This window comes from Kitasatospora sp. MBT66 (genome assembly GCF_000710405.2).
GTDB classification, from domain to species: domain Bacteria; phylum Actinomycetota; class Actinomycetes; order Streptomycetales; family Streptomycetaceae; genus Kitasatospora; species Kitasatospora purpeofusca.
This window is the reverse complement of record NZ_JAIY01000010.1, coordinates 125,342-146,098: the sequence shown is the minus strand read 5'-3', so window position 1 is coordinate 146,098 and position 20,757 is coordinate 125,342. Positions and strand designations below refer to the sequence as shown.

Here is a 20,757-nt window from a genome sequence, read left to right as displayed (position 1 = left end):
CCTCCTCGTGTCGCGGGGCGGCCCGGTCAGGCGTCGTAGCGGTCGACCTTGAACGGCCGGCTGCCCTGGGCCTCGGCCTTGAGGCCGGCCGCGCGGCCCTTGAAGGCGCGTTCGGTGTCGAGGTCGTGCTCGGCGAGGAACTCCATCGTCGCGGTGTGGACGGCGCCGATCACCGGGTGCGAGACATTGAGCGCGTTGTCGGCCATGGTGCGGGTGTCCCAGGGCTGGCCGGCCCAGATGTGCCGCAGGCCGAAGGGTTCGGGCAGGCCGAGGCCGCCGCCGAGCCAGGACAGCAGGCTCGGCATCCGGTAGAAGGGGGCGCGGACGGCCTGCCGGACGACCTCGTCGTTGTCGATCAGCGGGAGCTTGACCGTGCGCTCCTCCCAGAACCGCACGGTCTTGGCGACGGACTTCTCCTTGTCCTTGGGCTTGTCGAAGAAGTAGCCGTTGATCGGGCCGAGCGCGAAGGCCGCGACGGTGACGTTGAGGGTGTTGGCGAGCAGGGCGACGGTGACGGTGAAGGTCAGCACGAGCTTGCCGTCGTGGGTGATGAACTGGGTGGCGAGGTAGTGCCGGGGGCCGCCGCCGAAGGTCTGCTTGTCGGCGATGGCCTGGACGGCGAAGTCGCGCATGTGGTCGCCGTCCATGTCGGCGCTGCCGGGACGGCTGATCTCGTCGGCGTTCTCGCCGACCTCGAAGACCACCCACTGCTTGATCCGGACATCGGGGATGCCGCTGTTGGCGACCTCGCTGATGCCGAGGGCCTTGAGGTGGCCGGAGATCTTGCGGACGAGGTCCCAGGGGTGGAACTGGCGGAAGTCGATCTGGCCCTCGGCGGGGCGCAGGGTGTCGATGAGCTTCCACTCGCCCCAGCGGCGGCCGGCGCCGAGGATGCCCTTGGGTCCGGCGTAGTGGTGGACGTTGGTCTCCTGCTCGGACTCCAGCCGGCCGAGTTTGGCGCGCAGGTCGGCGGCCTTCTTGTCGAGGTCGTCGCGGGGGACGGCCATCGGGACGGTCGCGGCGACCGCGTTGCCCTCGACGAGCTGCAGCCAGCGGCCGCGCAGGTCGAGGGCGGTGCGGACGACGATGCGCTTGGCGAGGTACCAGCCGACGACCGGGGCCAGCATGACGATGCGCAGGTAGAGGCCGAGGATGCCGCCGGCCGGGGGCTTGATCGCGAGCAGCACGGCGACGGCGGCGGCGAGGAAGAGGACGACGCCCCCGTACACGCCGGCGTTCTTGGGGTTGTCGCGCTTGAGCCAGGCGCGGAGCTGGAAGGCGCCGAGCCAGATCAGGGTGCCGGGCAGGAAGAGCAGGCCGGTGACGACGGAGACGGTGGACAGCTGCCGGTCGCGGCCGCGGCGGATCTCCTCCGCGGCGAGGCAGTGCTCGACGACCTGGCGGGTGTCGACGCCGAAGGCGGGCACCAGGGGCTTGCGGTCGCCGTTGAGCGCACGGGAGATGAGCGCCTTGCTGAAGGCCTCGCCGAAGTTGGGCGCGAAGAGGGCGAAGCGGCCCTTCTTGGCGGTGGCCCCGTCGAGCTTCCCGGCGTCGCCCGTGAGTTCGGCGTCGCGGTACGCGGCCGAGGAGAGCGCCTGGGTGCCGGCGGTCTGCGGGCCGGCGTCGGTCCGGGGTATCTGCGCACCCGGGGTCATGTCGAGTGTGGTCACGGTGGCGTCCCCTCCTCCCCTTGTCCTGCGGCAGGGTACCGCGCCGGGGTACCGGTGCGCGGATGATCGTCTGAACTGGCGTCACGAACGGGCCACGTCGGGCCCGTGGGGCATGATGCCCACGTTTCGGCTGTTCGACGCGCCCCGGGGCCCTTCGGCCGGGAGGGATGGGGCACGATGGGCGGTATGGAGAGCGATGCGCTGACGGATCCGGTTCTGGTCTTCGACGGGGACTGCGCGTTCTGCACGACGTGTGCGACCTGGGCCGAGCGGTATCTGCGGCAGACACTGGCGTCGGGCGGCTGGGAGGCGGTGCCGTTCCAGTTCGCGGACCTGGCGGGGCTGGACGCCCTGGCCGGGGGGCGCGGCGAGGTGTCGTGGGAGCGCGCGGAGCGCGAAGTGCTCTGGGTGACGCCGGCCGGCCGGGTGTACGGCGGGGCGCAGGCGGTGGCGCGGCTGCTGATGCGTTCGGGCGGGGCGTGGGCGTACCTGGGCGGGGTGCTGGCGCTGGCGCCGGTGCGGCCGGTGGCGGGGCTGGTGTACCGCTGGGTGGCGCGATACCGGCACCGGATGCCGGGTGGCACGGCGGCCTGCGCGCTGCCCCGGAGGTGACGGCGGGGCGCTGACGGCGGGGCACCGGCAGCCGGGCCCCGGCAGTCGGCGGTTCAGTCGTCCTGGTCGGCGAAGCGGGCGGCGAGGGCGGCGGGCATGGGTTCGTGGCGCAGGTGGGAGCGGGCGAACTCGGCGGTGCCGTGGGTGAGCGAGCGCAGGTCCACGGGGTAGCGGGCGAGTTCGAGTTCGGGGACCTCGGCGCGCAGCAGGGTGAGGCCGGGGCCGGCGGTCTCGGTGCCGAGGACGCGGCCGCGGCGGGCGGAGAGGTCGCCGAGGACGGCGCCGAGGTAGTCGTCGGGCAGCAGGACGCGGACGGCGGCGACGGGTTCGAGCAGCCGGATGACGGCGTGTTCGGCGGCGTCGCGCAGGGCGAGGGCGGCGGCGTTCTGGAAGGCGGAGTCGGAGGAGTCGACGGAGTGTGCCTTGCCGTCGGTGAGGGTGACCCGGATGTCGACGAGCGGGTGGCCGGTGGCGACGCCCTTGGCGAGCTGGGCGCGGACGCCCTTCTCGACGGAGGGGATGAAGTGCTTGGGGACGGCGCCGCCGACGACGTGCTCCTGGAACTCGAAGCCGGAGCCGGCGGGCAGGGGTTCGACCTCCAGTTCGCAGATGGCGTACTGGCCGTGGCCGCCGGACTGTTTGACGAGGCGTCCGTGGCCGGCCGCGGCGGTGCCGAAGGTCTCGCGCAGGGCGACCTTGTGGGGGACGGTGTCGACGTGGACGCCGAGGCGGTTGCGGAGGCGGTCGAGGAGGGTCTCGGCGTGGGCCTCGCCGGTGCACCAGAGGACGAGCTGGTGGGTGTCGGGGTTCTGTTCGAGGCGCAGGGCCGGGTCCTCGGCGGCGAGCCGGGCGAGGGCCTGGGAGAGCTTGTCGTCGTCGGCCTTGCTGTGGGCCTCGACGGCGATCGGCAGCAGCGGGTCGGGGAGCGGCCAGGTGTCGAGTTCGACGGGGTGGCCGGGTTCCTGGACGGTGTCGCCGGAGCGGGCGGTGGTGAGTTTGGCGACGCAGACGAGGTCGCCGGCGACGGCGTGCGGGACGGGGCGCTGGAGTTTGCCGAAGGGGCTGGTGAGGGCGGTGACGCGTTCCTCGGCGTCCTGGTCGGCGGGGTGATGGGGGCCGGTGAGGCGGATCCGGGTGTCCGGGCGCAGGGTGCCGGCCCAGACGCGCAGCAGGCTGACGCGGCCGACGTAGGCGTCCCCGGTGACGCGGACGACCTGGGCGGCGAGGGGGGCGTCGGGGTCGCAGGCGGGGCCGGGGCGGGTGCGTTCGGTGGGGTCGGGGAAGGCGTCGGCGATGAGGTCGAGGAGTTCGGTGGCGCCGAGGCCGTGCTCGCTGGTGGGGACGGCGGGGTGGAGGGCGCAGCTGAGGACTTCGCGGCGCAGGCCTGCTTCGAGGGCGTCGGTGTCGAGGGTGTCGCCGGACAGGTACTGCTCCATGAGGGTGTCGTCCTGGCCGGAGATGGCTTCGACGAGGCTCTCGCGGGCGGGCCCGGTGTCGGGGAGGGGGTCGGTGCGGCCGTAGGTGTGGCCGTTGAGGAGGTCGACGCTGCCGTCGGGGCGGCCGTCGTGGTGGACCGGGAGGAAGAGCGGCCGGAGGGTGTCGGGGCCCAACTCGAAGGCGTCGTGGCAGGCGGTGAGGATCTCGTCGAGGCTGCCGCGGGCGATGTCGAGTTTGGCGACGGCGACGGCGCGCGGGATGTTCTCGGCGGCGCACTGCCGCCACAGGGCGCGGGTGGGGGCGGTGACCGGGTCGGTGGCGGAGACCACGAAGACGGCGGCGTCGGCGGTGTGCAGGGCGGCGTGCAGGTCGGCGGCGAAGTCGGGGTGGCCGGGCGGGTCGATCAGGTTGATCTTGACGCCGCGCCATTCGAGGGGGAGCACGGAGAGCTGGACGGAGCGCTGCTGCTGGTGCTCGAAGGGTTCGTGGTCGGAGACGGTGGTTCCGTCGGCGACCTTGCCGGGGCGGCCGACGGCGCCGGCGGCGAGGGCGAGGGACTCGGCGAGGGTGGTCTTGCCGACACCGGCGCAGCCGACGAGGACGACGTTGCGCAGGTCGCGCGGTCCGGTGACGGCGGGGGCCTGGCCGGCCCGGGCGGTGCTGCGGTCGGGCATCGGGGTCTCCTCCCGTCGCGCCGGGGGCTGTCGGTGAAAGTCTAGGGTCGACGGCGTCGGGGGGCGCGCGAGCGGTCGGTGGGCGGGGAGTGTCGGCGGGCGTGGCTACGATGGGTGCGCCGGGCGGGCTGATCCGTCGGGTCGTCTGCCGCATTCTCCGCCGCAGGCGGGTACCAGGGAGATCGGAGCGGTCGGGAAGGCCATGCTCAACAAATACGCGCGTGCCTTCTTCACACGTGTCCTGACCCCGTTCGCCGCGTTCCTGATCCGGTTGGGTGTGAGCCCGGACACCGTGACGCTGGTCGGTACGGCCGGTTCGGTGGCGGGCGCCCTGGTGTTCTTCCCGCGCGGGGAGTTCTTCTGGGGCACCATCACGATCACGCTGTTCATCTTCTCGGACCTGGTGGACGGGAACATGGCGCGGCAGCTGGGCCGGACCAGCAAGTGGGGGGCGTTCCTCGACTCGACGCTGGACCGGGTCGCGGACGCCGCGATCTTCGGCGGCCTGGCCATGTGGTACGCGGGCAAGGGCGACAACGACCTGCTGTGCGCGGTGGCGGTGTTCTGTCTGGCGAGCGGGCTGGTGGTGTCGTACACCAAGGCGCGGGCCGAGAGCCAGGGCCTGCCGTGCGACGTGTCGGGGCTGGTGGAGCGGGCCGAGCGGCTGGTGATCAGCCTGGTGGCGGCCGGTGTGGCGGGTCTCGCGACGTTCGGTGTGCCGTACGTGGAGTGGCTGCTGCCGGTGGCGCTGTGGCTGGTGGCGGCCGGCAGTCTGGTGACGGTGGTCCAGCGGATGGTGACGGTGCGCCGCGAGGCGTTCGAGGCGGACCGCGCGTCGGCCGGAAGCTGAAGGGGGCGGTGCCGCGGTGAAGGAACGAGTGGTGGACCGGCTGGTGTACTCGGCGTACGCGGCGGGCTGGGCGGTGCTGAGGCATCTGCCGGAGCCGGCGGCGCGGGCGCTGTTCGACCGGCTGGCGGACTCGGCGTGGCGGCGGCGCGGCAAGCGGGTGCTGCAGTTGGAGGCGAATCTGCTGCGGGTGTGCCCGGACGCGGACGAGGCCCGGCTGCGGGAGCTGTCGCGGGCCGGGATGCGTTCGTACATGCGGTACTGGCAGGAGTCGTTCCGGCTGCCGGTCTGGGGCCGCGCGCGGGTGCTGCGGGACGTCCGGGTGGACGGTTTCGAGGAGCTGCGGGAGGTGCTGGAGTCGGGGCGGGGCGCGGTGGTGGCGCTGCCGCACATGGGCAACTGGGACCTGGCGGGGGCCTGGGTGGCCTCGCTGGGGTATCCGTTCACGACGGTGGCGGAGCGGCTGAAGCCGGAGCGGCTGTTCGACCGGTTCGTGGCGTTCCGCGAGAGCCTGGGCATGGAGGTGCTGCCGCTGACCGGCGGCTCGGTCAACGTGGTGGGCACCCTGGCGCGCCGGCTGCGGGCCGGGAAGCTGGTCTGCCTGGTGGGGGACCGCGACCTGTCGGAGGCGGGCATCGGGGTGTCGTTCTTCGGTGAGGCGACCCGGATGCCGGCCGGTCCGGCGGCGCTGGCCCAGCGGACCGGGGCGGCGCTGATGCCGGTCTCGCTCTGGTACGAGGGCCGGATCCTGCGGGGCCGGATCCATCCCGAGGTGCCGGTGCCGGCGGAGGGCGACCGGGCGGAGAAGACCAGGGTGATGACGCAGGCGATGGCCGACGTCTGGGAGGAAGCGATCCGGGAGCACCCGGAGGACTGGCACATGCTGCAGCGCTTCTGGCTGGCCGACCTCCCGGTCCGTGAGACGGTGGAAGCGGGGCCGGCCCGCCCCGCGGCCCCGGTCGCCGCCGATCCGGTCGCCGCCGATCCGGTGGTCGCGGACCGGGCCGCCGAGGCCTCGGGGGCCTGAGGCCCTGCCCGTCGTCCGCGCCGCCCGTACCGCCCGCACCGTCCGCAGGATTTCGAGGAGACCCGTGAAGATCGGCATCGTCTGCCCGTACGACTGGGACGTCCCCGGTGGCGTGCAGTTCCACATCCGGGACCTCGCCGAGCACCTGATCGGCCTGGGCCACGCGGTGTCGGTGCTGGCGCCGGCCGAGGACGACGAGGCGCTGCCGCCGTACGTGGTCTCGGCGGGGCGGGCGGTGGCGGTGCCGTACAACGGTTCGGTGGCGCGGCTCAGTTTCGGGATCCTGTCGGCGGCCCGGGTGCGGCGGTGGCTGCACGACGGGCGGTTCGACATCCTGCACGTGCACGAGCCGGCCTCGCCGAGCCTGTCGATGCTGGCGGCCTGGTCGGCCTCGGGGCCGATGGTGGGCACCTTCCACACCTCGAACCCGCGCTCGCGGGCGATGATCGCGGCCTCGCCGATCCTCCAGCCGGGTCTGGAGAAGATGCGGGCCCGGATCGCGGTGAGCGAGTACGCGCGGCGCACCCTGGTGGAGCACCTGGGCGGGGACGCGGTGGTGATCCCCAACGGCGTGGACGTGGGCTTCTTCGCGGAGGCCGAGCCGGACGCGCGCTGGACCGGCGGGGCGGCCGACGGCGGGCCGGGGACGATCGGCTTCATCGGGCGGATCAACGAGCCGCGCAAGGGGCTGCCGACGCTGCTGGCGGCGCTGCCGCGGATCCTGGCGGAGCGGCCCGGGGTGCGGCTGCTGGTCGCGGGCAAGGGCGACGAGGAGGAGGCGGTCGCCGGGCTGGCGCCGGAGGTCCGCGCGCAGGTGGAGTTCCTCGGCATGGTGAGCGACCGGGACAAGGCCCGGCTGCTGCGCAGCGTGGACCTGTACGTGGCGCCCAACACCGGTGGCGAGAGCTTCGGGATCATCCTGGTCGAGGCGATGTCGGCGGGCGCGCCAGTGCTGGCGAGCGACCTGGACGCGTTCAAGCAGGTGCTGGACGGCGGGGACGCGGGCGAGCTGTTCCCGGTGGAGGACGCGGACGCGCTGGCGCGGACGGCGCTGCGGCTGCTGGGGGACCCGGGGCGGCTGGAGGAGCTGCGGAAGGCGGCGTCGCGGCATGTGCGGCGGTTCGACTGGTCGACCGTGGGCGCGGACATCCTGGCCGTCTACGAGACGGTGACGGCGGGCGCGGCGGCGGTGGTCGAGGAGGACGAGCGTAGCGGCCGGCGGGGCCGCTTCGGGCTGGCCCGGGACTGAGCCGGCGGCGGTGCGCGGATAGGGTCGGACGGTTGTCGCGTCGGATGTCCGGTGCGACGTCCGACGTCCTGTCCGCTGTCCCGACCGTGCCTCCGGAGGCCCCCGATGCCGCAGATCTCCGTCGACTACTCGCCGAGCCTGGCCGGCTCCTTCGACCGCCGTGAGCTGGGGGTGGCGATCAACCGGCTCGCGGTGGAGACCATCGGTGCGAAGCCGGAGGGCTGCAAGACGGTCTTCCGGCAGACCGACCCGGAGGTCGTGGTGGGCTTCGGCGAGCGGGCCGAGGCGCAGCTGTTCGTGCAGTTCCAGATCTTCCCGGGGCGGACCCCGGAGGCGAAGGCGGCGCTCACCGAGGCGGTGCTGGCGCTGCTGGCCGAGCGGGTGGCGCCGGCGCCGGGGGAGCGGCTGCAGCTCGCGGTGGACGTGCGCGACATCGACCGCGAGGCGTACCGGAACACGGCGGTCGAGGGGTGAACCGGAGGCACCCGGTAGCGTAGCGCCCCGTGACTACGTGGATCTGGGCCGGCGTGGCCGTGGTGCTGTTCGGTATGTACCTGAGTTGGACGGCCGGGAGGCTGGACCGGCTGCACGCCCGGATCGACGCCGCCCGGGCGGCGCTGGACGCGCAGCTGGTCCGCCGGGCGTCGGTGGCGATGGAGCTGGCGACGTCCTCGCTGCTGGACCCGGCGGCCTCGCTGCTGCTGCTGGACGCGGCGCACGCGGCCCGGCAGGCGGAGGACGAGCAGCGCGAGGTGGCCGAGAGCCAGCTGAGCCTGGCGCTGCGGGCGGTGTTCGCGGAGCCGGAGCAGGTGGCGGTGCTGGTGGCCGAGCCGGGCGGCGAGGAGGCGGTGCGGGACCTGACGGCGGCGGTGCGGCGGGTGCCGATGGCGCGGCGGTTCCACAACGACGCGGTGCGGGCGGCGCGGGCGGTGCGGGAGCACCGGCTGGTGCGGTACTTCCGGCTGGCGGGCCGGGCGCCGTTCCCGATGGCGTTCGAGATGGACGACGCGCCGCCGTCGGCGCTCACTCCGGAGGGCGCGCCGGCGTAGGTGCGTGGGCGCGGGGCGCGCGGCGGGGACCGGACGGGGCAAGTCCGGCACGGCCGGGTGGGGTGTGTCTCACCCGCTGCGGCGGGTGGGTCCGGATCCGGCCTGTTTGTCGTATCCCGTCACCCACGCTGGACTTGGTGGCGCATGGAGGGGCCGTTTCTTCCGCCTACCATAGGGCGATAGCACTGGTTCATCTTCGAGTGAGGTCTCACGTGTCCACCACCCCCACCACCGCAGACCAGCCGCAGATCGGTACCGCCCGGGTCAAGCGCGGCATGGCCGAGCAGCTCAAGGGCGGTGTGATCATGGATGTGGTCAACGCCGAGCAGGCGAAGATCGCCGAGGACGCCGGCGCTGTGGCCGTCATGGCCCTGGAGCGCGTGCCGGCCGACATCCGCAAGGACGGCGGCGTGGCCCGCATGTCGGACCCGAACATGATCGAGGAGATCATCGCCGCGGTCTCGATCCCGGTCATGGCGAAGTCCCGGATCGGCCACTTCGTCGAGGCCCAGGTCCTCCAGTCGCTGGGTGTCGACTACATCGACGAGTCCGAGGTGCTGACCCCGGCCGACGAGGTCAACCACTCCGACAAGTTCGCGTTCACCACCCCCTTCGTCTGCGGTGCCACCAACCTGGGCGAGGCGCTGCGCCGCATCGCCGAGGGTGCGGCCATGATCCGCTCCAAGGGCGAGGCCGGTACCGGCAACGTCGTCGAGGCGGTCCGCCACCTGCGCCAGATCAAGAACGAGATCGCCAAGCTGCGCGGCTTCGACAACAACGAGCTGTACGCCGCCGCCAAGGAGCTCCGCGCCCCGTACGAGCTGGTCAAGGAGGTCGCCGAGCTCGGCAAGCTGCCGGTCGTGCTGTTCTCCGCCGGTGGTGTGGCCACCCCGGCCGACGCCGCGCTGATGCGCCAGCTGGGTGCCGAGGGCGTCTTCGTCGGCTCGGGCATCTTCAAGTCGGGCGACCCGGCGAAGCGTGCCGCCGCGATCGTCAAGGCCACCACCTTCTTCGACGACCCGAAGATCATCGCCGACGCCTCCCGCAACCTGGGCGAGGCCATGGTCGGCATCAACTGCGACACCCTGCCGGAGACCGAGCGCTACGCCAACCGCGGCTGGTAATACGCCTCCCACGGCCCGCCGCACGGTGTGATCATCGGCGCGGCGGGCCGCTGCGCGTCGTCCGTTCGAGAGTCAAGAGGTACGAGAAGTGTCCACTCCAGTCATCGGCGTCCTCGCCCTGCAGGGCGACGTCCGTGAGCACCTGATCGCGCTGGCCGAGGCCGACGCGCTGGCCCGTCCGGTCCGCCGGGTGGAGGAGCTGGCCGAGGTCGACGCGCTGGTGATCCCCGGCGGGGAGTCCACCACGATGTCCAAGCTGGCGCTGCTGTTCGGCGTGATGGGCCCGCTGCGCGAGCGGGTGGCGGCCGGGATGCCGGTGTACGGGACCTGCGCCGGCATGATCATGCTGGCCGACAAGATCCTGGACGGGCGCGAGGACCAGGAGACGGTGGGCGGGATCGACATGACCGTGCGCCGCAACGCCTTCGGCCGCCAGAACGAGTCCTTCGAGTCGGGCGTCGCCTTCGAGGGTCTGGACGAGGCGCCGGTGCACGGGGTCTTCATCCGCGCCCCGTGGGTGGAGGCGGTCGGCGCGGGTGTCCAGGTGCTGGCCGAGCTGCCGGCCGCCGACGGGCCGGACAGCCGGATCGTCGCGGTGCGCCAGGGCAACCTGCTGGCCACCTCGTTCCACCCCGAGCTCACCGGCGACCACCGGGTGCACGCCTACTTCGTGCGGATGGTCGAGGAGCACCTCGCCGCCGCGTGACGGTGCGCGAACGACCGTGTGCGGGCGAGGACCGACCGCACCGGTAAGATCTCATCTGTTCATTTCCCATTGGCGACGTAAAGGAGCTGGCGATGTCCGGCCACTCTAAGTGGGCTACCACCAAGCACAAGAAGGCCGTGATCGACGCCAAGCGCGGCAAGCTCTTCGCCAAGATGATCAAGAACATCGAGGTGGCGGCGCGCACCGGCGGTCCCGACGTGGGCGGCAACCCGACCCTCTACGACGCCATCCAGAAGGCGAAGAAGAGCTCGGTCCCGATCGACAACATCAACCGCGCCGTCAAGCGCGGTGGCGGTCTGGAGGCCGGCGGCGCCGACTACCAGACCATCATGTACGAGGGCTACGGCCCGAACGGTGTCGCGGTGCTCATCGAGTGCCTCACCGACAACCGCAACCGTGCCGCCTCCGACGTGCGCGTGGCGATGACCCGCAACGGCGGCTCGATGGCCGACCCGGGCTCGGTCTCGTACCTGTTCACCCGCAAGGGCGTCGTGATCGTCCCCAAGGCCGACGGCGTGGACGAGGACAAGCTCTTCGAGGTCGTGCTCGACCAGGAGCCCGAGGAGATCAACGACCTCGGCGACTCCTTCGAGATCGTGTCCGAGGCATCCAAGATGGTCGCGGTCCGCACCGCCCTGGTGGACGCCGGCGTCGACTACGACTCGGCCGAGGCCAACTTCCTGCCGAGCATGCAGGTCGAGCTGGACGTCGACGGCGCCCGCAAGATCCTGAAGCTGATCGACGCCCTGGAGGACAGCGACGACGTGCAGAACGTCTTCGCCAACTTCGACATCAGCGACGAGGTCGGTGCGCAGCTCGACTCCGAGTGATTGCGCCCCCTCCCGGCCCGGCGGTCCCCAGGACCGCCGGGCCGGTGTCGTCGGTGGCGCTGTCGGTGGTGGACGGTAGCCTTCGCAGGTCGGAGCACGTGCAAGGTCGGGACGGGAAAAGGGGGAGCCTTGGTTCGGGTGCTGGGGGTCGATCCGGGGCTGACCAGGTGCGGGATCGGCGTGGTCGAGGGCGCGCCGGGCCGGCCGCTGCGGATGCTCGGGGTGGGGGTGGTGCGCACCCCCGCGGAGGCGGAGATCGGGCCGCGGCTGCTGTTGGTCGAGCAGGGCATCGAGGCCTGGCTGGACGAGCACGAGCCGGAGCTGGTGGCCGTCGAGCGGGTCTTCGCCCAGCACAACGTCCGCACCGTGATGGGCACCGCGCAGGCCAGCGCGGTCGCGATGCTCTGCGCCACCCGGCGCGGCATACCGGTCACCCTGCACACCCCCAGTGAGGTCAAGGCCGCCGTCACCGGCTCCGGCCGGGCCGACAAGGCCCAGGTCACGGCGATGGTGCAGCGGCTGCTGCGGCTCGACGCGCCGCCGAAGCCGGCCGACGCCGCCGACGCGCTGGCGCTGGCCATCTGCCACATCTGGCGCGGCGGCGCCACCAACCGCCTGGAGGCCGCGATCAAGGCGGCCGCCCGCACCACCCCCTCGCCCGGCCCGAAAGGAACCCTCCGATGATCGCCTTCGTGCAAGGACCCGTGGCGGCGATCTCCGCCGGCCTCGCGGTGGTGGAGGTCGGCGGTGTCGGCATGGCGGTGCAGTGCACGCCGGCCACCCTGGCCGGCCTGCGGCTGGGCGAGCCGGCCCGGCTGGCCACCTCGCTGGTGGTCCGGGAGGACTCGCTGACCCTGTTCGGTTTCGCGGACGACGACGAGCGCGCCGTCTTCGAGATCCTCCAGGCCGCGCCCGGCGTCGGCCCGAAGCTGGCGCAGGCCGTGCTCGGGGTGCACAGCCCGGACGCGCTGCGCGCCGCGGTGGCGAGCGGCGACGAGAAGGCGCTGGTGGCGGTGCCCGGCATCGGCAAGGCCAAGGCGGCCAAGCTGCTGCTGGAGTACAAGGACAAGCTGGGCGCGCCGCACGGCGCGGTGCCGGCGCAGAAGCCGGTCGCGACCGGGCCGGCGCCCTGGGGCGAGCAGCTGCACTCCGCGCTGGTGGGTCTCGGCTACGCGCCCCGCGAGGCGGACGAGGCGGTCGCCGCCGTCGCCCCGGAGGCGGAGGCCCAGTCGACGCCGGACGTCGGAGCGCTGCTGCGGCTCGCGCTGCGCGGCCTCAACCGTTCGCGCTGAAGCCAGCTGACGACCCGTCACTTTGTCGACACCGATGTGGGAGCCCCCGCCGATGAGCCCGTACGACTCCGAGCCCGCCGACCGGCTGGTGACCGCCGCCGCCGACGGTGAGGACCAGGCCGTCGAGGCGGCGCTGCGCCCCAAGCTGCTGGACGAGTTCATCGGCCAGGAGCGGGTGCGCGAGCAGCTGTCGCTGGTGCTCCAGGCGGCCCGCCGGCGCGGCTCCGCGCCGGACCACGTGCTGCTCAGCGGCCCGCCCGGGCTCGGCAAGACCACCCTGTCGATGATCATCGCGGCCGAGCTGGGAGCCCCGATCCGGATCACCTCCGGGCCGGCGATCCAGCACGCGGGGGACCTCGCGGCGATCCTCTCCTCGCTCGCCGAGGGGGAGGTGCTCTTCCTCGACGAGATCCACCGGATGTCCCGGCCCGCCGAGGAGATGCTCTACATGGCGATGGAGGACTTCCGGGTCGACGTGATCGTCGGCAAGGGGCCGGGCGCGACCGCCATCCCGCTGGAGCTGCCGCCGTTCACCCTGGTCGGCGCGACCACCCGGGCCGGTCTGCTGCCGCCGCCGCTGCGGGACCGGTTCGGCTTCACCGGCCACATGGAGTTCTACGCCCCGGCCGAGCTGCAGCGGGTGGTGCACCGCTCGGCGGCGCTGCTGGACGTGGAGATCGACCCGGCCGGCGCGGCCGAGATCGCCGGCCGCTCCCGGGGGACGCCGCGGATCGCCAACCGGCTGCTGCGCCGGGTCCGGGACTACGCGCAGGTGCGGCACGACGGCGTGGTGACCGCCGAGATCGCCGGCCGGGCGCTGGAGGTCTACGAGGTCGACGCCCGTGGTCTGGACCGGTTGGACCGCGCGGTGCTGGGCGCCCTGCTGAGGCTCTTCGGCGGCGGCCCGGTCGGGCTGTCCACCCTGGCGGTCGCGGTCGGCGAGGAGGCCGAGACGGTCGAGGAGGTCGCCGAGCCGTTCCTGGTCCGGGAGGGCCTGCTGGCCCGCACCCCGCGCGGGCGGATCGCCACCGCCGCGGCCTGGCAGCACCTGGGCCTCGTGCCGCCGGACCGGGCGGGCCGCGGCGCGGTGCCCGCCCAGCCCGAGCTCTTCGCGCCCGACGGGCCCCGGAGCCCCGAGGACTGAGCGCGGACCCGGGCGGGAGGCCGAACGGGTGAGGGCGGAGCGTGTGCGGAGCGTGTGCGCCCGCTGTCGGGGCAGGTGCGGGATCCGGGGGAGAAGTCCCGGGAAACTGTGCAGGCGCAGGCTCGCCACTTTCGGCGGCAGGATGCGATGCTTGGCGTTGTCCGATCAGTTCGGGGTCGCCTAGACTCCGCCGGACCGCCCCTCTCACCCGACGGGACGACCATTACCACACAGGCCGCCGGCCGGCGGCCCGTAAAGGACCCTGGCTGCAGTGAACCTCATCATCCTTCTCCTCCCGATCCTCGCGATCGTGCTCATGTTCCGGTCGCAGAAGAAGCGCCAGTCGCAGATGCAGCAGATGCAGACCGCGCTGGAGCCCGGGGCGGGAGTCCGGACCATCGGTGGTCTGTACGCGCGGGTGAAGGCGGTCAACGAGGAGACCGTCGAGCTGGAGATCGCGCCGGGCGTGGTCAGCCACTTCACCAAGAGCGCGATCGCGGCGGTCATGGACCCCGCGGACTACGACGCGATCATCAACGGCCGTCCCGCCGAGGACGAGCCGGTCGACGCCGCGGACGCCGTGGACGCCGAGATCGAGCCGGTCGCGGCCGAGCCGCTGTCGTTCACCAAGGACGACGCCGCCAAGGGCGACGCGAAGGCCGAGGCCGAGGGCGGCGCTCCCGCGAGCAAGTAGTACGGCTGGGCAACCCGCCCGGTCGCGCGGCGCATCGCCGCGAGCCCACAGGACTCAGGGCCGCAGTTCCGCCACACCCCGTCCAGCCACGAGCCGGGCGGGGTCCGGTGGGGGGAAGTGGCATGGACAGGGAGAAACGAGCAAGGTGGCAACACCCAAGTCGCGCCCGCGCGACGGCTACCCAGGGCGGGCGCTGGCCCTCATCCTGGTCGTCACCGTCGGACTGGTCGCCCTCATGTTCGGGACGGGCAACACCAAGCCCCGCCTCGGGATCGACCTCGCCGGCGGCACCAGCATCACGCTGAGTGCGAAGTCGAGCGACCCCAAGGCGATCAACAAGTCCAACATGGACATCGCCACCGGGATCATCGAGCAGCGGGTCAACGGGATGGGCGTCTCCGAGGCGGAGGTGCAGACCCAGGGTGACCGCAACATCATCGTGAACATCCCCAAGGGCGGGGACAAGCAGACCGCGGCCGACCAGGTCGGCACCACCGCGAAGCTGTTCTTCCGCCCGGTCCTCGCCCTCGCCCCGACCGGTGTCCCGGCCCCGACCCCGAGCGCGACCCCGTCCGCGGGCGCGACCGGCACCCCGGCGGCCGCCCCCACGGCGACCGGTACCGGTTCCGCCGCGCCGAGCGCCGCTGCCACCGCCGCCGGCACCGGCACGCCGAGCGCGAGCGCCACCAAGCAGGGCCGCCCGGCCGGTGAGGCCCTCGCGGCCGACAACACGCCGTCGCCGGTCGCCACCACCGGTGCCGCCGCCTCCGCCACGCCGAGCGCCCCGGCCGCCGCCGCGACCGGCACGCCGCCGGCCGCCGCCACCCCGCCGGCCACCCCCGACCTCTCCGCCGCGATGACCTCGGGCACCGTGCCGCCGGAGCTGGCCGCGCAGTTCGCCGCGCTGGACTGCAGCAAGCCGGACCAGCGGAACAAGAACTACCAGGGTGCCGACGGCGCGCCCACCGTCGCCTGCGCGCAGAAGGACGACCAGGGTCTGTACTACAAGCTCGCGCTCGGCCCCGTCGCGGTCGAGGGCAAGAACGTGACCAAGGCCCAGGCGACCATCGACACCCAGCAGGGCGGCGGCTGGCAGGTCCAGCTGCAGTTCGACGGCAAGGGCACCGACGCGTTCACCGCCGTCACCGGCCAGCTGGCCACCCAGCAGAGCCCGAACAACCAGTTCGCCATCGTGCTGGACGGCCAGGTCGTCTCCCACCCGCAGGTCCGCAGCGCCATCCCCGGCGGCTCGGCCGTGATCTCCGGCGGCTTCGGCCAGGAGGAGGCGCAGAACCTCGCCAACGTGCTGAGCTTCGGCGCGCTCCCGCTGGAGTTCCAGACCAGCGACGTCACCACCGTCTCCCCGCAGCTCGGCGGCGACCAGCTGAAGGCCGGCCTGATCGCCGGTCTGATCGGCATGATCCTGGTGGTCCTGTACTCGCTGGTCTACTACCGCGGCCTGGGCCTGGTCTCGATCGCCGGTCTGCTCGTCTCGGCGGCCCTGACCTACTCGATCATGAGCCTGCTCGGCGGCGGGATCGGCTTCGCGCTGAACCTGCCCGCGGTCTGCGGCGCCATCGTCGCGATCGGTATCACTGCGGACTCCTTCATCGTGTACTTCGAGCGCATCCGCGACGAGGTCCGCGAGGGTGCGCTGCTGCGCCCGGCCGTCCAGCGGGCCTGGCCGCGCGCCCGGCGCACCATCCTGGTGTCGGACTTCGTCTCCTTCCTCTGTGCCGCCGTGCTCTACGTGGTATCGGTCGGCAAGGTGCAGGGCTTCGCGTTCACGCTGGGCCTGACCACGGCGCTCGACGTCGTGGTGATCTTCCTCTTCACCAAGCCGCTGATCACCCTGCTGGCCCGCCGGAAGTTCTTCTCCGACGGCCACCCGTGGTCCGGTCTGGACCCGAAGCGGCTGGGCGCCCGTCCGCCGCTGCGCAGCACCCGTCGTCGCAACCCTTCGTCCTCCGCCGCCGTGAAGGGGGCCTGACACCGTGTCGCGCTTCTCCAATCTGGGCCACAAGCTCTACCAGGGCGAGGTCAGCTTCGACTTCGTCGGCCGCCGCAAGGTCTGGTACAGCATCTCCGGTGTGATCGTCCTGGTCGCCGCGATCGGTCTGGCGATGGGCCTGCACCTGGGCATCGAGTTCAAGGGCGGCTCGGTCTACACCGTGGCCAAGCCCGGGCTCACTGTCTCGCAGACCCAGGACGCCGTCGACAAGATCGTGTCCTCGCACCCGCTGGTGCAGTCGACCGACAACGGCAAGATCCGGATCCAGATCTCCTCCGAGGACAAGACCACCGCCTCGGAGTTCACCAGCAAGCTCGCCCCGGCGATCGGCGTCCCCGCCGCCGAGATCGACACCCAGGTGATCGGCCCCAGCTGGGGTGAGCAGATCTCCAACAAGGCGATCACCGGCCTGGTCATCTTCATGATCCTGGTGACGATCTACCTGGCGATCGCCTTCGAGTGGCGGATGGCGGTGGCCGCCCTGGTCGCCCTCATCCACGACCTCCTGATCACCATCGGCGTCTACGCCCTGGTCGGCTTCGAGGTCACCCCGGGTACCGTGATCGGCTTCCTGACCATCCTCGGCTACTCGCTCTACGACACGGTCGTCGTCTTCGACACCGTGAAGGAGAACGCCAAGGGGCTCACCAAGCAGAACAGGATCACCTACAGCGAGGCGGCCAACGCGGGCCTCAACCAGACCCTGGTCCGCTCGCTCAACACCACGGTGGTCGCCCTGCTCCCGGTGGCGGCGCTGCTGTTCATCGGTGGCGGTCTGCTCGGTGCCGGCACCCTGAACGACATCTCGCTGGCCCTGTTCATCGGTCTCGCCGCCGGTGCCTACTCCTCCATCTGCGTCGCCACCCCGCTGCTCGCGCAGCTCAAGGAGGAGCAGCCGGAGATGAAGGCCCTCGCCAAGCGGGTGGCCCAGCGCCGCGCCGCCGAGGCCAAGGCCGCCGCGGCGGCGGAGGCCGGCGACGGCGAGGAGATCGCGGACGAGGACCTGCCGGCGGGTATGGTCGGTCAGCGCGGCCGGGCGGCCGGCACCACGCGTGCCAAGGGCCGTCCGTCCACCAAGCGCTGATCCCCGCCGACCGTAAGGACCCTTCGTGACCACCGCCGACACCGCGCTGACCGAGCTGCTCACCAGCCGGATCCGGGACGTCCCGGACTACCCGAAGCCGGGCGTGCTGTTCAAGGACATCGCGCCGCTGCTCGCCGACGGCGTGGCCTTCGCCGCGCTCACCCAGGCGCTGGCGGAGCGGGCGCGGGAGCTCGGGGCCACCAAGGTGGTCGGTCTGGAGGCACGCGGGTTCGTGCTGGCGGCCCCGGCGGCCTTCGCGGCCGGGCTCGGCTTCGTGCCGATCCGCAAGGCGGGCAAGCTGCCCGGCGAGGTGTTCCGGCGCTCGTACGAGCTGGAGTACGGCTCGGCGACGCTGGAGGTGCAGTGCGACGCCTTCGCGCCCGGTGAGCGGGTGCTGGTGGTGGACGACGTGCTGGCCACCGGCGGGACCGTCGGTGCCTCGCTGGACCTGGTCCGGGAGGCCGGGGCCGAGCTCGCCGGGGTGGTGGTGCTGATGGAGCTGGGCTTCCTCGGCGGCCGCGAGCGGCTCGCCCCGCACCTGGGCGGCGCTCCGCTGGAGACGCTGGTCATGGTCTGACACGGTCGTGGTCCTCCGGTACCGGTCACGGTCCGAGGACGCACGACCCGGACGGGCGGCGGTCGGAATCATCCGGCCGCCGCCCGTCGTTGTGTCCGGGGTGTGTCCGGTCCGTGTGCGGGGCCCGGCCGACCGAACGGCCCGGCGCCAGGCTCGGTACCATGAAGATTCATCCCCTCCCGGTTGTGCGAGGCGCGGTTCGAGCCGCACGGCGCCCGCGGGGGGCAGGCCGAGTGCCCCGAGGAGTGTCCTTGCCCGACGAGGTTGTGCCCAAGGCCGCTGCGGCCGCCCCCGAGAACCGTCCCACGCCCTCGGGGGCCACCCCGGCCCGCCCGGCGCCGACCCCGTCCCGCCCGTCCGCGCCGGGCGGCCGGGCCCCCACCGCCGGCGGCATGCGCGCCCGCCTCGCCCGTCTCGGCGGCCAGCGCTCCAGCGTCCTCAACCCGGTGCTGGAGCCGCTGTTCCGCTCCATCCGGGCCAACGACCCCAAGGCCGATCCGGCGCTGCTGCGGGACATCGAGAAGGCGTACGCGGTCGCCGAGAAGTGGCACCGCGGGCAGAAGCGCAAGAGCGGCGACCCCTACATCACCCACCCGCTGGCGGTCGCCACCATCCTGGCCGAGCTGGGCATGGACGCCCCGACCCTGATGGCCGGGCTGCTGCACGACACCGTCGAGGACACCGACTACGGCCTGGAGACCCTGCGCAAGGACTTCGGCGACTCGGTGGCCCTGCTGGTCGACGGCGTCACCAAGCTGGACCGGGTCAAGTTCGGCGAGGCCGCGCAGGCCGAGACCGTCCGCAAGATGGTCGTCGCGATGGCCAAGGACCCCCGGGTCCTGGTGATCAAGCTGGCCGACCGGCTGCACAACATGCGCACCATGCGCTACCTCAAGCGGGAGAAGCAGGAGAAGAAGGCCCGCGAGACGCTGGAGATCTACGCCCCGCTGGCGCACCGGCTGGGCATGAACACCATCAAGTGGGAGCTGGAGGACCTCGCCTTCGCGATCCTCTACCCCAAGATGTACGACGAGATCGTCCGGCTGGTCGCCGAGCGCGCCCCCAAGCGGGACGAGTACCTGGCGACCGTCATCGACCAGGTCCAGGGCGACCTGCGCGGCGCCCGGATCACCGCCTCCGTCACCGGCCGACCCAAGCACTACTACTCGGTCTACCAGAAGATGATCGTCCGGGGCCGGGACTTCGCCGAGATCTACGACCTGGTGGGCATCCGGGTCCTGGTCGACACCGTCCGCGACTGCTACGCGGCGCTGGGCACCATCCACGCGCGGTGGAACCCGGTGCCGGGGCGGTTCAAGGACTACATCGCGATGCCCAAGTTCAACATGTACCAGTCGCTGCACACCACGGTGATCGGTCCCGGGGGCAAGCCGGTCGAGCTGCAGATCCGCACCTTCGACATGCACCGCCGGGCCGAGTACGGCATCGCCGCGCACTGGAAGTACAAGCAGCGGGCGGTGGCCGGCGCCTCCAAGGTGCGCACCGACACCCCGACCCAGACCCGCAAGGACGACAAGGCCGGCGCCGTCAACGAGATGGCCTGGCTGCGGCAGCTGCTGGACTGGCAGAAGGAGACCGCCGACCCGGGCGAGTTCCTGGAGTCGCTCCGCTTCGACCTGGCCAGCAACGAGGTCTTCGTCTTCACGCCCAAGGGCGACGTCATAGCGCTCCCGGCCGGCGCCACCCCGGTGGACTTCGCGTTCGCGGTGCACACCGAGGTCGGCTACCGGACCATAGGGGCCCGGGTGAACGGGCGGCTGGTGCCGCTGGAGTCGACCCTGGAGAACGGCGACACCGTCGAGGTGTTCACCTCCAAGGCGGAGAACGCCGGACCGTCCCGGGACTGGCTGGGCTTCGTCAAGTCGCCGCGGGCCCGCAACAAGATCCGGGCCTGGTTCTCCAAGGAGCGCCGCGAGGAGGCGATCGAGCAGGGCAAGGAGGCGATCGTCCGGGCGATGCGCAAGCAGGGCCTGCCGATCCAGCGGATCCTCACCGGGGACTCGCTGGTCACCCTGGCCCACGAGATGCGCTACCCCGACATCTCCTCGCTGTACGCGGCGATCGGCGAGGGCCATGTCGCGGCGCAGAACATCGTCCAGAAGCTGGTGCAGGCGCTGGGCGGCGAGGAGGGCGCCACCGAGGACCTCGCCGAGACGGCCACGCCCACGCACGACAACCGGCGCGCGGCGCGCCGCCGGGCCAAGGGCGACCCGGGCGTGATCGTCAAGGGCGTCGAGGATGTCTGGGTGAAGCTGTCGCGCTGCTGCACCCCGGTCCCGGGCGACGGCATCGTGGGCTTCATCACCCGCGGCAACGGCGTCTCGGTGCACCGCGCCGACTGCGTCAACGTGGAGGCGCTCAGCCAGCAGCCCGAGCGGATGATCGACGTCGAGTGGGCGGCCACCCAGTCCTCGGTCTTCCTGGTGGCGATCCAGGTCGAGGCGCTGGACCGCTCCCGGCTGCTCTCGGACGTCACCCGGGTGCTGTCGGACCAGCACGTCAACATCCTGTCGGCGGCGGTGCAGACCTCCCGCGACCGGGTGGCGATGAGCCGGTTCACCTTCGAGATGGGCGACCCCAAGCACCTCGGCCACGTCCTCAAGGCGGTCCGCGGCGTCGAGGGCGTCTACGACGTCTACCGCGTCACCTCGGCCCGCAAGTAGCGGCGGCCGACAGCGCGAAGGGCCC

19 protein-coding genes are annotated in these 20,757 nt (G+C 72.5%); 17 read left to right on the top strand and 2 right to left on the bottom strand.

Annotation, left to right across the window (positions count from 1 at the left end; genetic code table 11):
- Nucleotides 1-26: 26 nt before the first annotated feature.
- The gene (locus tag BI06_RS51165) at nt 27-1,670 is read right to left on the bottom strand and encodes a hypothetical protein (protein WP_051741816.1); all 1,644 of its coding nucleotides are present in this window, start codon (nt 1,668-1,670) and stop codon (nt 27-29) included.
- A gap of 186 nt (nt 1,671-1,856) precedes the next feature.
- Here BI06_RS51165 and BI06_RS25235 point away from each other — a divergent pair, with 186 nt between their 5' ends.
- Nucleotides 1,857-2,282: a thiol-disulfide oxidoreductase DCC family protein gene (locus BI06_RS25235; protein WP_030396020.1), complete on the top strand. Its 426-nt coding sequence runs from the start codon at nt 1,857-1,859 to the stop codon at nt 2,280-2,282.
- A gap of 53 nt (nt 2,283-2,335) precedes the next feature.
- Here the strand turns inward: BI06_RS25235 and BI06_RS25230 are convergent, their stop codons facing one another.
- Nucleotides 2,336-4,393 carry an elongation factor G-like protein EF-G2 gene (locus BI06_RS25230; RefSeq protein WP_030396021.1) on the bottom strand — a complete coding sequence of 686 codons (2,058 nt, stop codon included), beginning with the start codon at nt 4,391-4,393 and terminating at the stop codon, nt 2,336-2,338.
- Nucleotides 4,394-4,595: 202 nt separating this feature from the next.
- On the opposite strand from BI06_RS25230, the gene pgsA reads away from it, so the two are divergent.
- The 16 genes from pgsA (at nt 4,596) to BI06_RS25150 (ending at nt 20,732) form a co-directional block, all read left to right on the top strand.
- Nucleotides 4,596-5,243: a phosphatidylinositol phosphate synthase gene (gene pgsA, locus BI06_RS25225; protein WP_030396022.1), complete on the top strand. Its 648-nt coding sequence runs from the start codon at nt 4,596-4,598 to the stop codon at nt 5,241-5,243.
- Nucleotides 5,244-5,259: 16 nt separating this feature from the next.
- Nucleotides 5,260-6,267 (top strand): phosphatidylinositol mannoside acyltransferase, encoded by a 1,008-nt coding sequence (locus BI06_RS25220; RefSeq protein ID WP_233290288.1) that lies wholly within the window; start codon nt 5,260-5,262, stop codon nt 6,265-6,267.
- A 64-nt stretch (nt 6,268-6,331) separates the two neighbouring features.
- Nucleotides 6,332-7,516: a glycosyltransferase family 4 protein gene (locus tag BI06_RS25215; protein ID WP_030396024.1), complete on the top strand. Its 1,185-nt coding sequence runs from the start codon at nt 6,332-6,334 to the stop codon at nt 7,514-7,516.
- A gap of 105 nt (nt 7,517-7,621) precedes the next feature.
- Nucleotides 7,622-7,990: a 5-carboxymethyl-2-hydroxymuconate Delta-isomerase gene (locus BI06_RS25210; protein WP_030396025.1), complete on the top strand. Its 369-nt coding sequence runs from the start codon at nt 7,622-7,624 to the stop codon at nt 7,988-7,990.
- 74 nt (nt 7,991-8,064) lie between these two features.
- Nucleotides 8,065-8,565 (top strand): hypothetical protein, encoded by a 501-nt coding sequence (locus tag BI06_RS25205; protein ID WP_045938307.1) that lies wholly within the window; start codon nt 8,065-8,067, stop codon nt 8,563-8,565.
- Between the two features lie 212 nt (nt 8,566-8,777).
- Nucleotides 8,778-9,689: a pyridoxal 5'-phosphate synthase lyase subunit PdxS gene (gene pdxS / locus BI06_RS25200; protein ID WP_030300161.1), complete on the top strand. Its 912-nt coding sequence runs from the start codon at nt 8,778-8,780 to the stop codon at nt 9,687-9,689.
- 88 nt (nt 9,690-9,777) lie between these two features.
- Complete coding sequence (gene pdxT / locus BI06_RS25195) at nt 9,778-10,395, top strand: pyridoxal 5'-phosphate synthase glutaminase subunit PdxT (protein ID WP_030396027.1); 618 nt, start codon at nt 9,778-9,780, stop codon at nt 10,393-10,395.
- Between the two features lie 92 nt (nt 10,396-10,487).
- A complete protein-coding gene (locus tag BI06_RS25190; protein ID WP_030396028.1) occupies nt 10,488-11,246 on the top strand; it encodes a YebC/PmpR family DNA-binding transcriptional regulator in 759 nt (252 codons plus the stop codon).
- Between the two features lie 129 nt (nt 11,247-11,375).
- Nucleotides 11,376-11,930, top strand: coding sequence for a crossover junction endodeoxyribonuclease RuvC (ruvC, locus tag BI06_RS25185; RefSeq protein ID WP_030396029.1), 555 nt, complete (start codon nt 11,376-11,378; stop codon nt 11,928-11,930).
- Entirely contained in the window at nt 11,927-12,538 is a 612-nt protein-coding gene (ruvA, locus tag BI06_RS25180; protein ID WP_043471837.1) for a Holliday junction branch migration protein RuvA, read from the top strand. Before ruvC ends, ruvA begins: the two co-directional genes overlap by 4 nt.
- A gap of 52 nt (nt 12,539-12,590) precedes the next feature.
- On the top strand, nt 12,591-13,682 hold the full coding sequence (ruvB, locus tag BI06_RS25175) for a Holliday junction branch migration DNA helicase RuvB (protein WP_043471834.1): 1,092 nt from the start codon (nt 12,591-12,593) through the stop codon (nt 13,680-13,682).
- A 271-nt stretch (nt 13,683-13,953) separates the two neighbouring features.
- The gene (yajC, locus tag BI06_RS25170; RefSeq protein WP_051741811.1) at nt 13,954-14,376 is read left to right on the top strand and encodes a preprotein translocase subunit YajC; all 423 of its coding nucleotides are present in this window, start codon (nt 13,954-13,956) and stop codon (nt 14,374-14,376) included.
- A 145-nt stretch (nt 14,377-14,521) separates the two neighbouring features.
- On the top strand, nt 14,522-16,366 hold the full coding sequence (secD, locus tag BI06_RS25165; protein WP_043471831.1) for a protein translocase subunit SecD: 1,845 nt from the start codon (nt 14,522-14,524) through the stop codon (nt 16,364-16,366).
- Nucleotides 16,367-16,370: 4 nt separating this feature from the next.
- Nucleotides 16,371-17,471, top strand: a complete 1,101-nt coding sequence (gene secF / locus BI06_RS25160; protein WP_043471828.1) for a protein translocase subunit SecF — start codon at nt 16,371-16,373, stop codon at nt 17,469-17,471.
- Nucleotides 17,472-17,496: 25 nt separating this feature from the next.
- Nucleotides 17,497-18,048 carry an adenine phosphoribosyltransferase gene (locus BI06_RS25155; RefSeq protein ID WP_043471826.1) on the top strand — a complete coding sequence of 184 codons (552 nt, stop codon included), beginning with the start codon at nt 17,497-17,499 and terminating at the stop codon, nt 18,046-18,048.
- Nucleotides 18,049-18,209: 161 nt separating this feature from the next.
- The gene (locus BI06_RS25150; protein WP_051756223.1) at nt 18,210-20,732 is read left to right on the top strand and encodes a bifunctional (p)ppGpp synthetase/guanosine-3',5'-bis(diphosphate) 3'-pyrophosphohydrolase; all 2,523 of its coding nucleotides are present in this window, start codon (nt 18,210-18,212) and stop codon (nt 20,730-20,732) included.
- Nucleotides 20,733-20,757: the final 25 nt, after the last annotated feature.

What these genes read in the sequence shown, in the direction of transcription:
- ruvB (WP_043471834.1), top strand. Translation starts at nt 12,591, where the DNA reads ATGAGCCCGTACGACTCCGAGCCCGCCGACCGGCTGGTGACCGCCGCC.
- BI06_RS25190 (WP_030396028.1), top strand. Translation starts at nt 10,488, where the DNA reads ATGTCCGGCCACTCTAAGTGGGCTACCACCAAGCACAAGAAGGCCGTG.
- BI06_RS25230 (WP_030396021.1), bottom strand. Translation starts at nt 4,393, where the DNA reads ATGCCCGACCGCAGCACCGCCCGGGCCGGCCAGGCCCCCGCCGTCACC.
- BI06_RS25210 (WP_030396025.1), top strand. Translation starts at nt 7,622, where the DNA reads ATGCCGCAGATCTCCGTCGACTACTCGCCGAGCCTGGCCGGCTCCTTC.
- BI06_RS25235 (WP_030396020.1), top strand. Translation starts at nt 1,857, where the DNA reads ATGGAGAGCGATGCGCTGACGGATCCGGTTCTGGTCTTCGACGGGGAC.
- ruvA (WP_043471837.1), top strand. Translation starts at nt 11,927, where the DNA reads ATGATCGCCTTCGTGCAAGGACCCGTGGCGGCGATCTCCGCCGGCCTC.
- pgsA (WP_030396022.1), top strand. Translation starts at nt 4,596, where the DNA reads ATGCTCAACAAATACGCGCGTGCCTTCTTCACACGTGTCCTGACCCCG.
- BI06_RS25150 (WP_051756223.1), top strand. Translation starts at nt 18,210, where the DNA reads ATGAAGATTCATCCCCTCCCGGTTGTGCGAGGCGCGGTTCGAGCCGCA.
- BI06_RS25205 (WP_045938307.1), top strand. Translation starts at nt 8,065, where the DNA reads ATGTACCTGAGTTGGACGGCCGGGAGGCTGGACCGGCTGCACGCCCGG.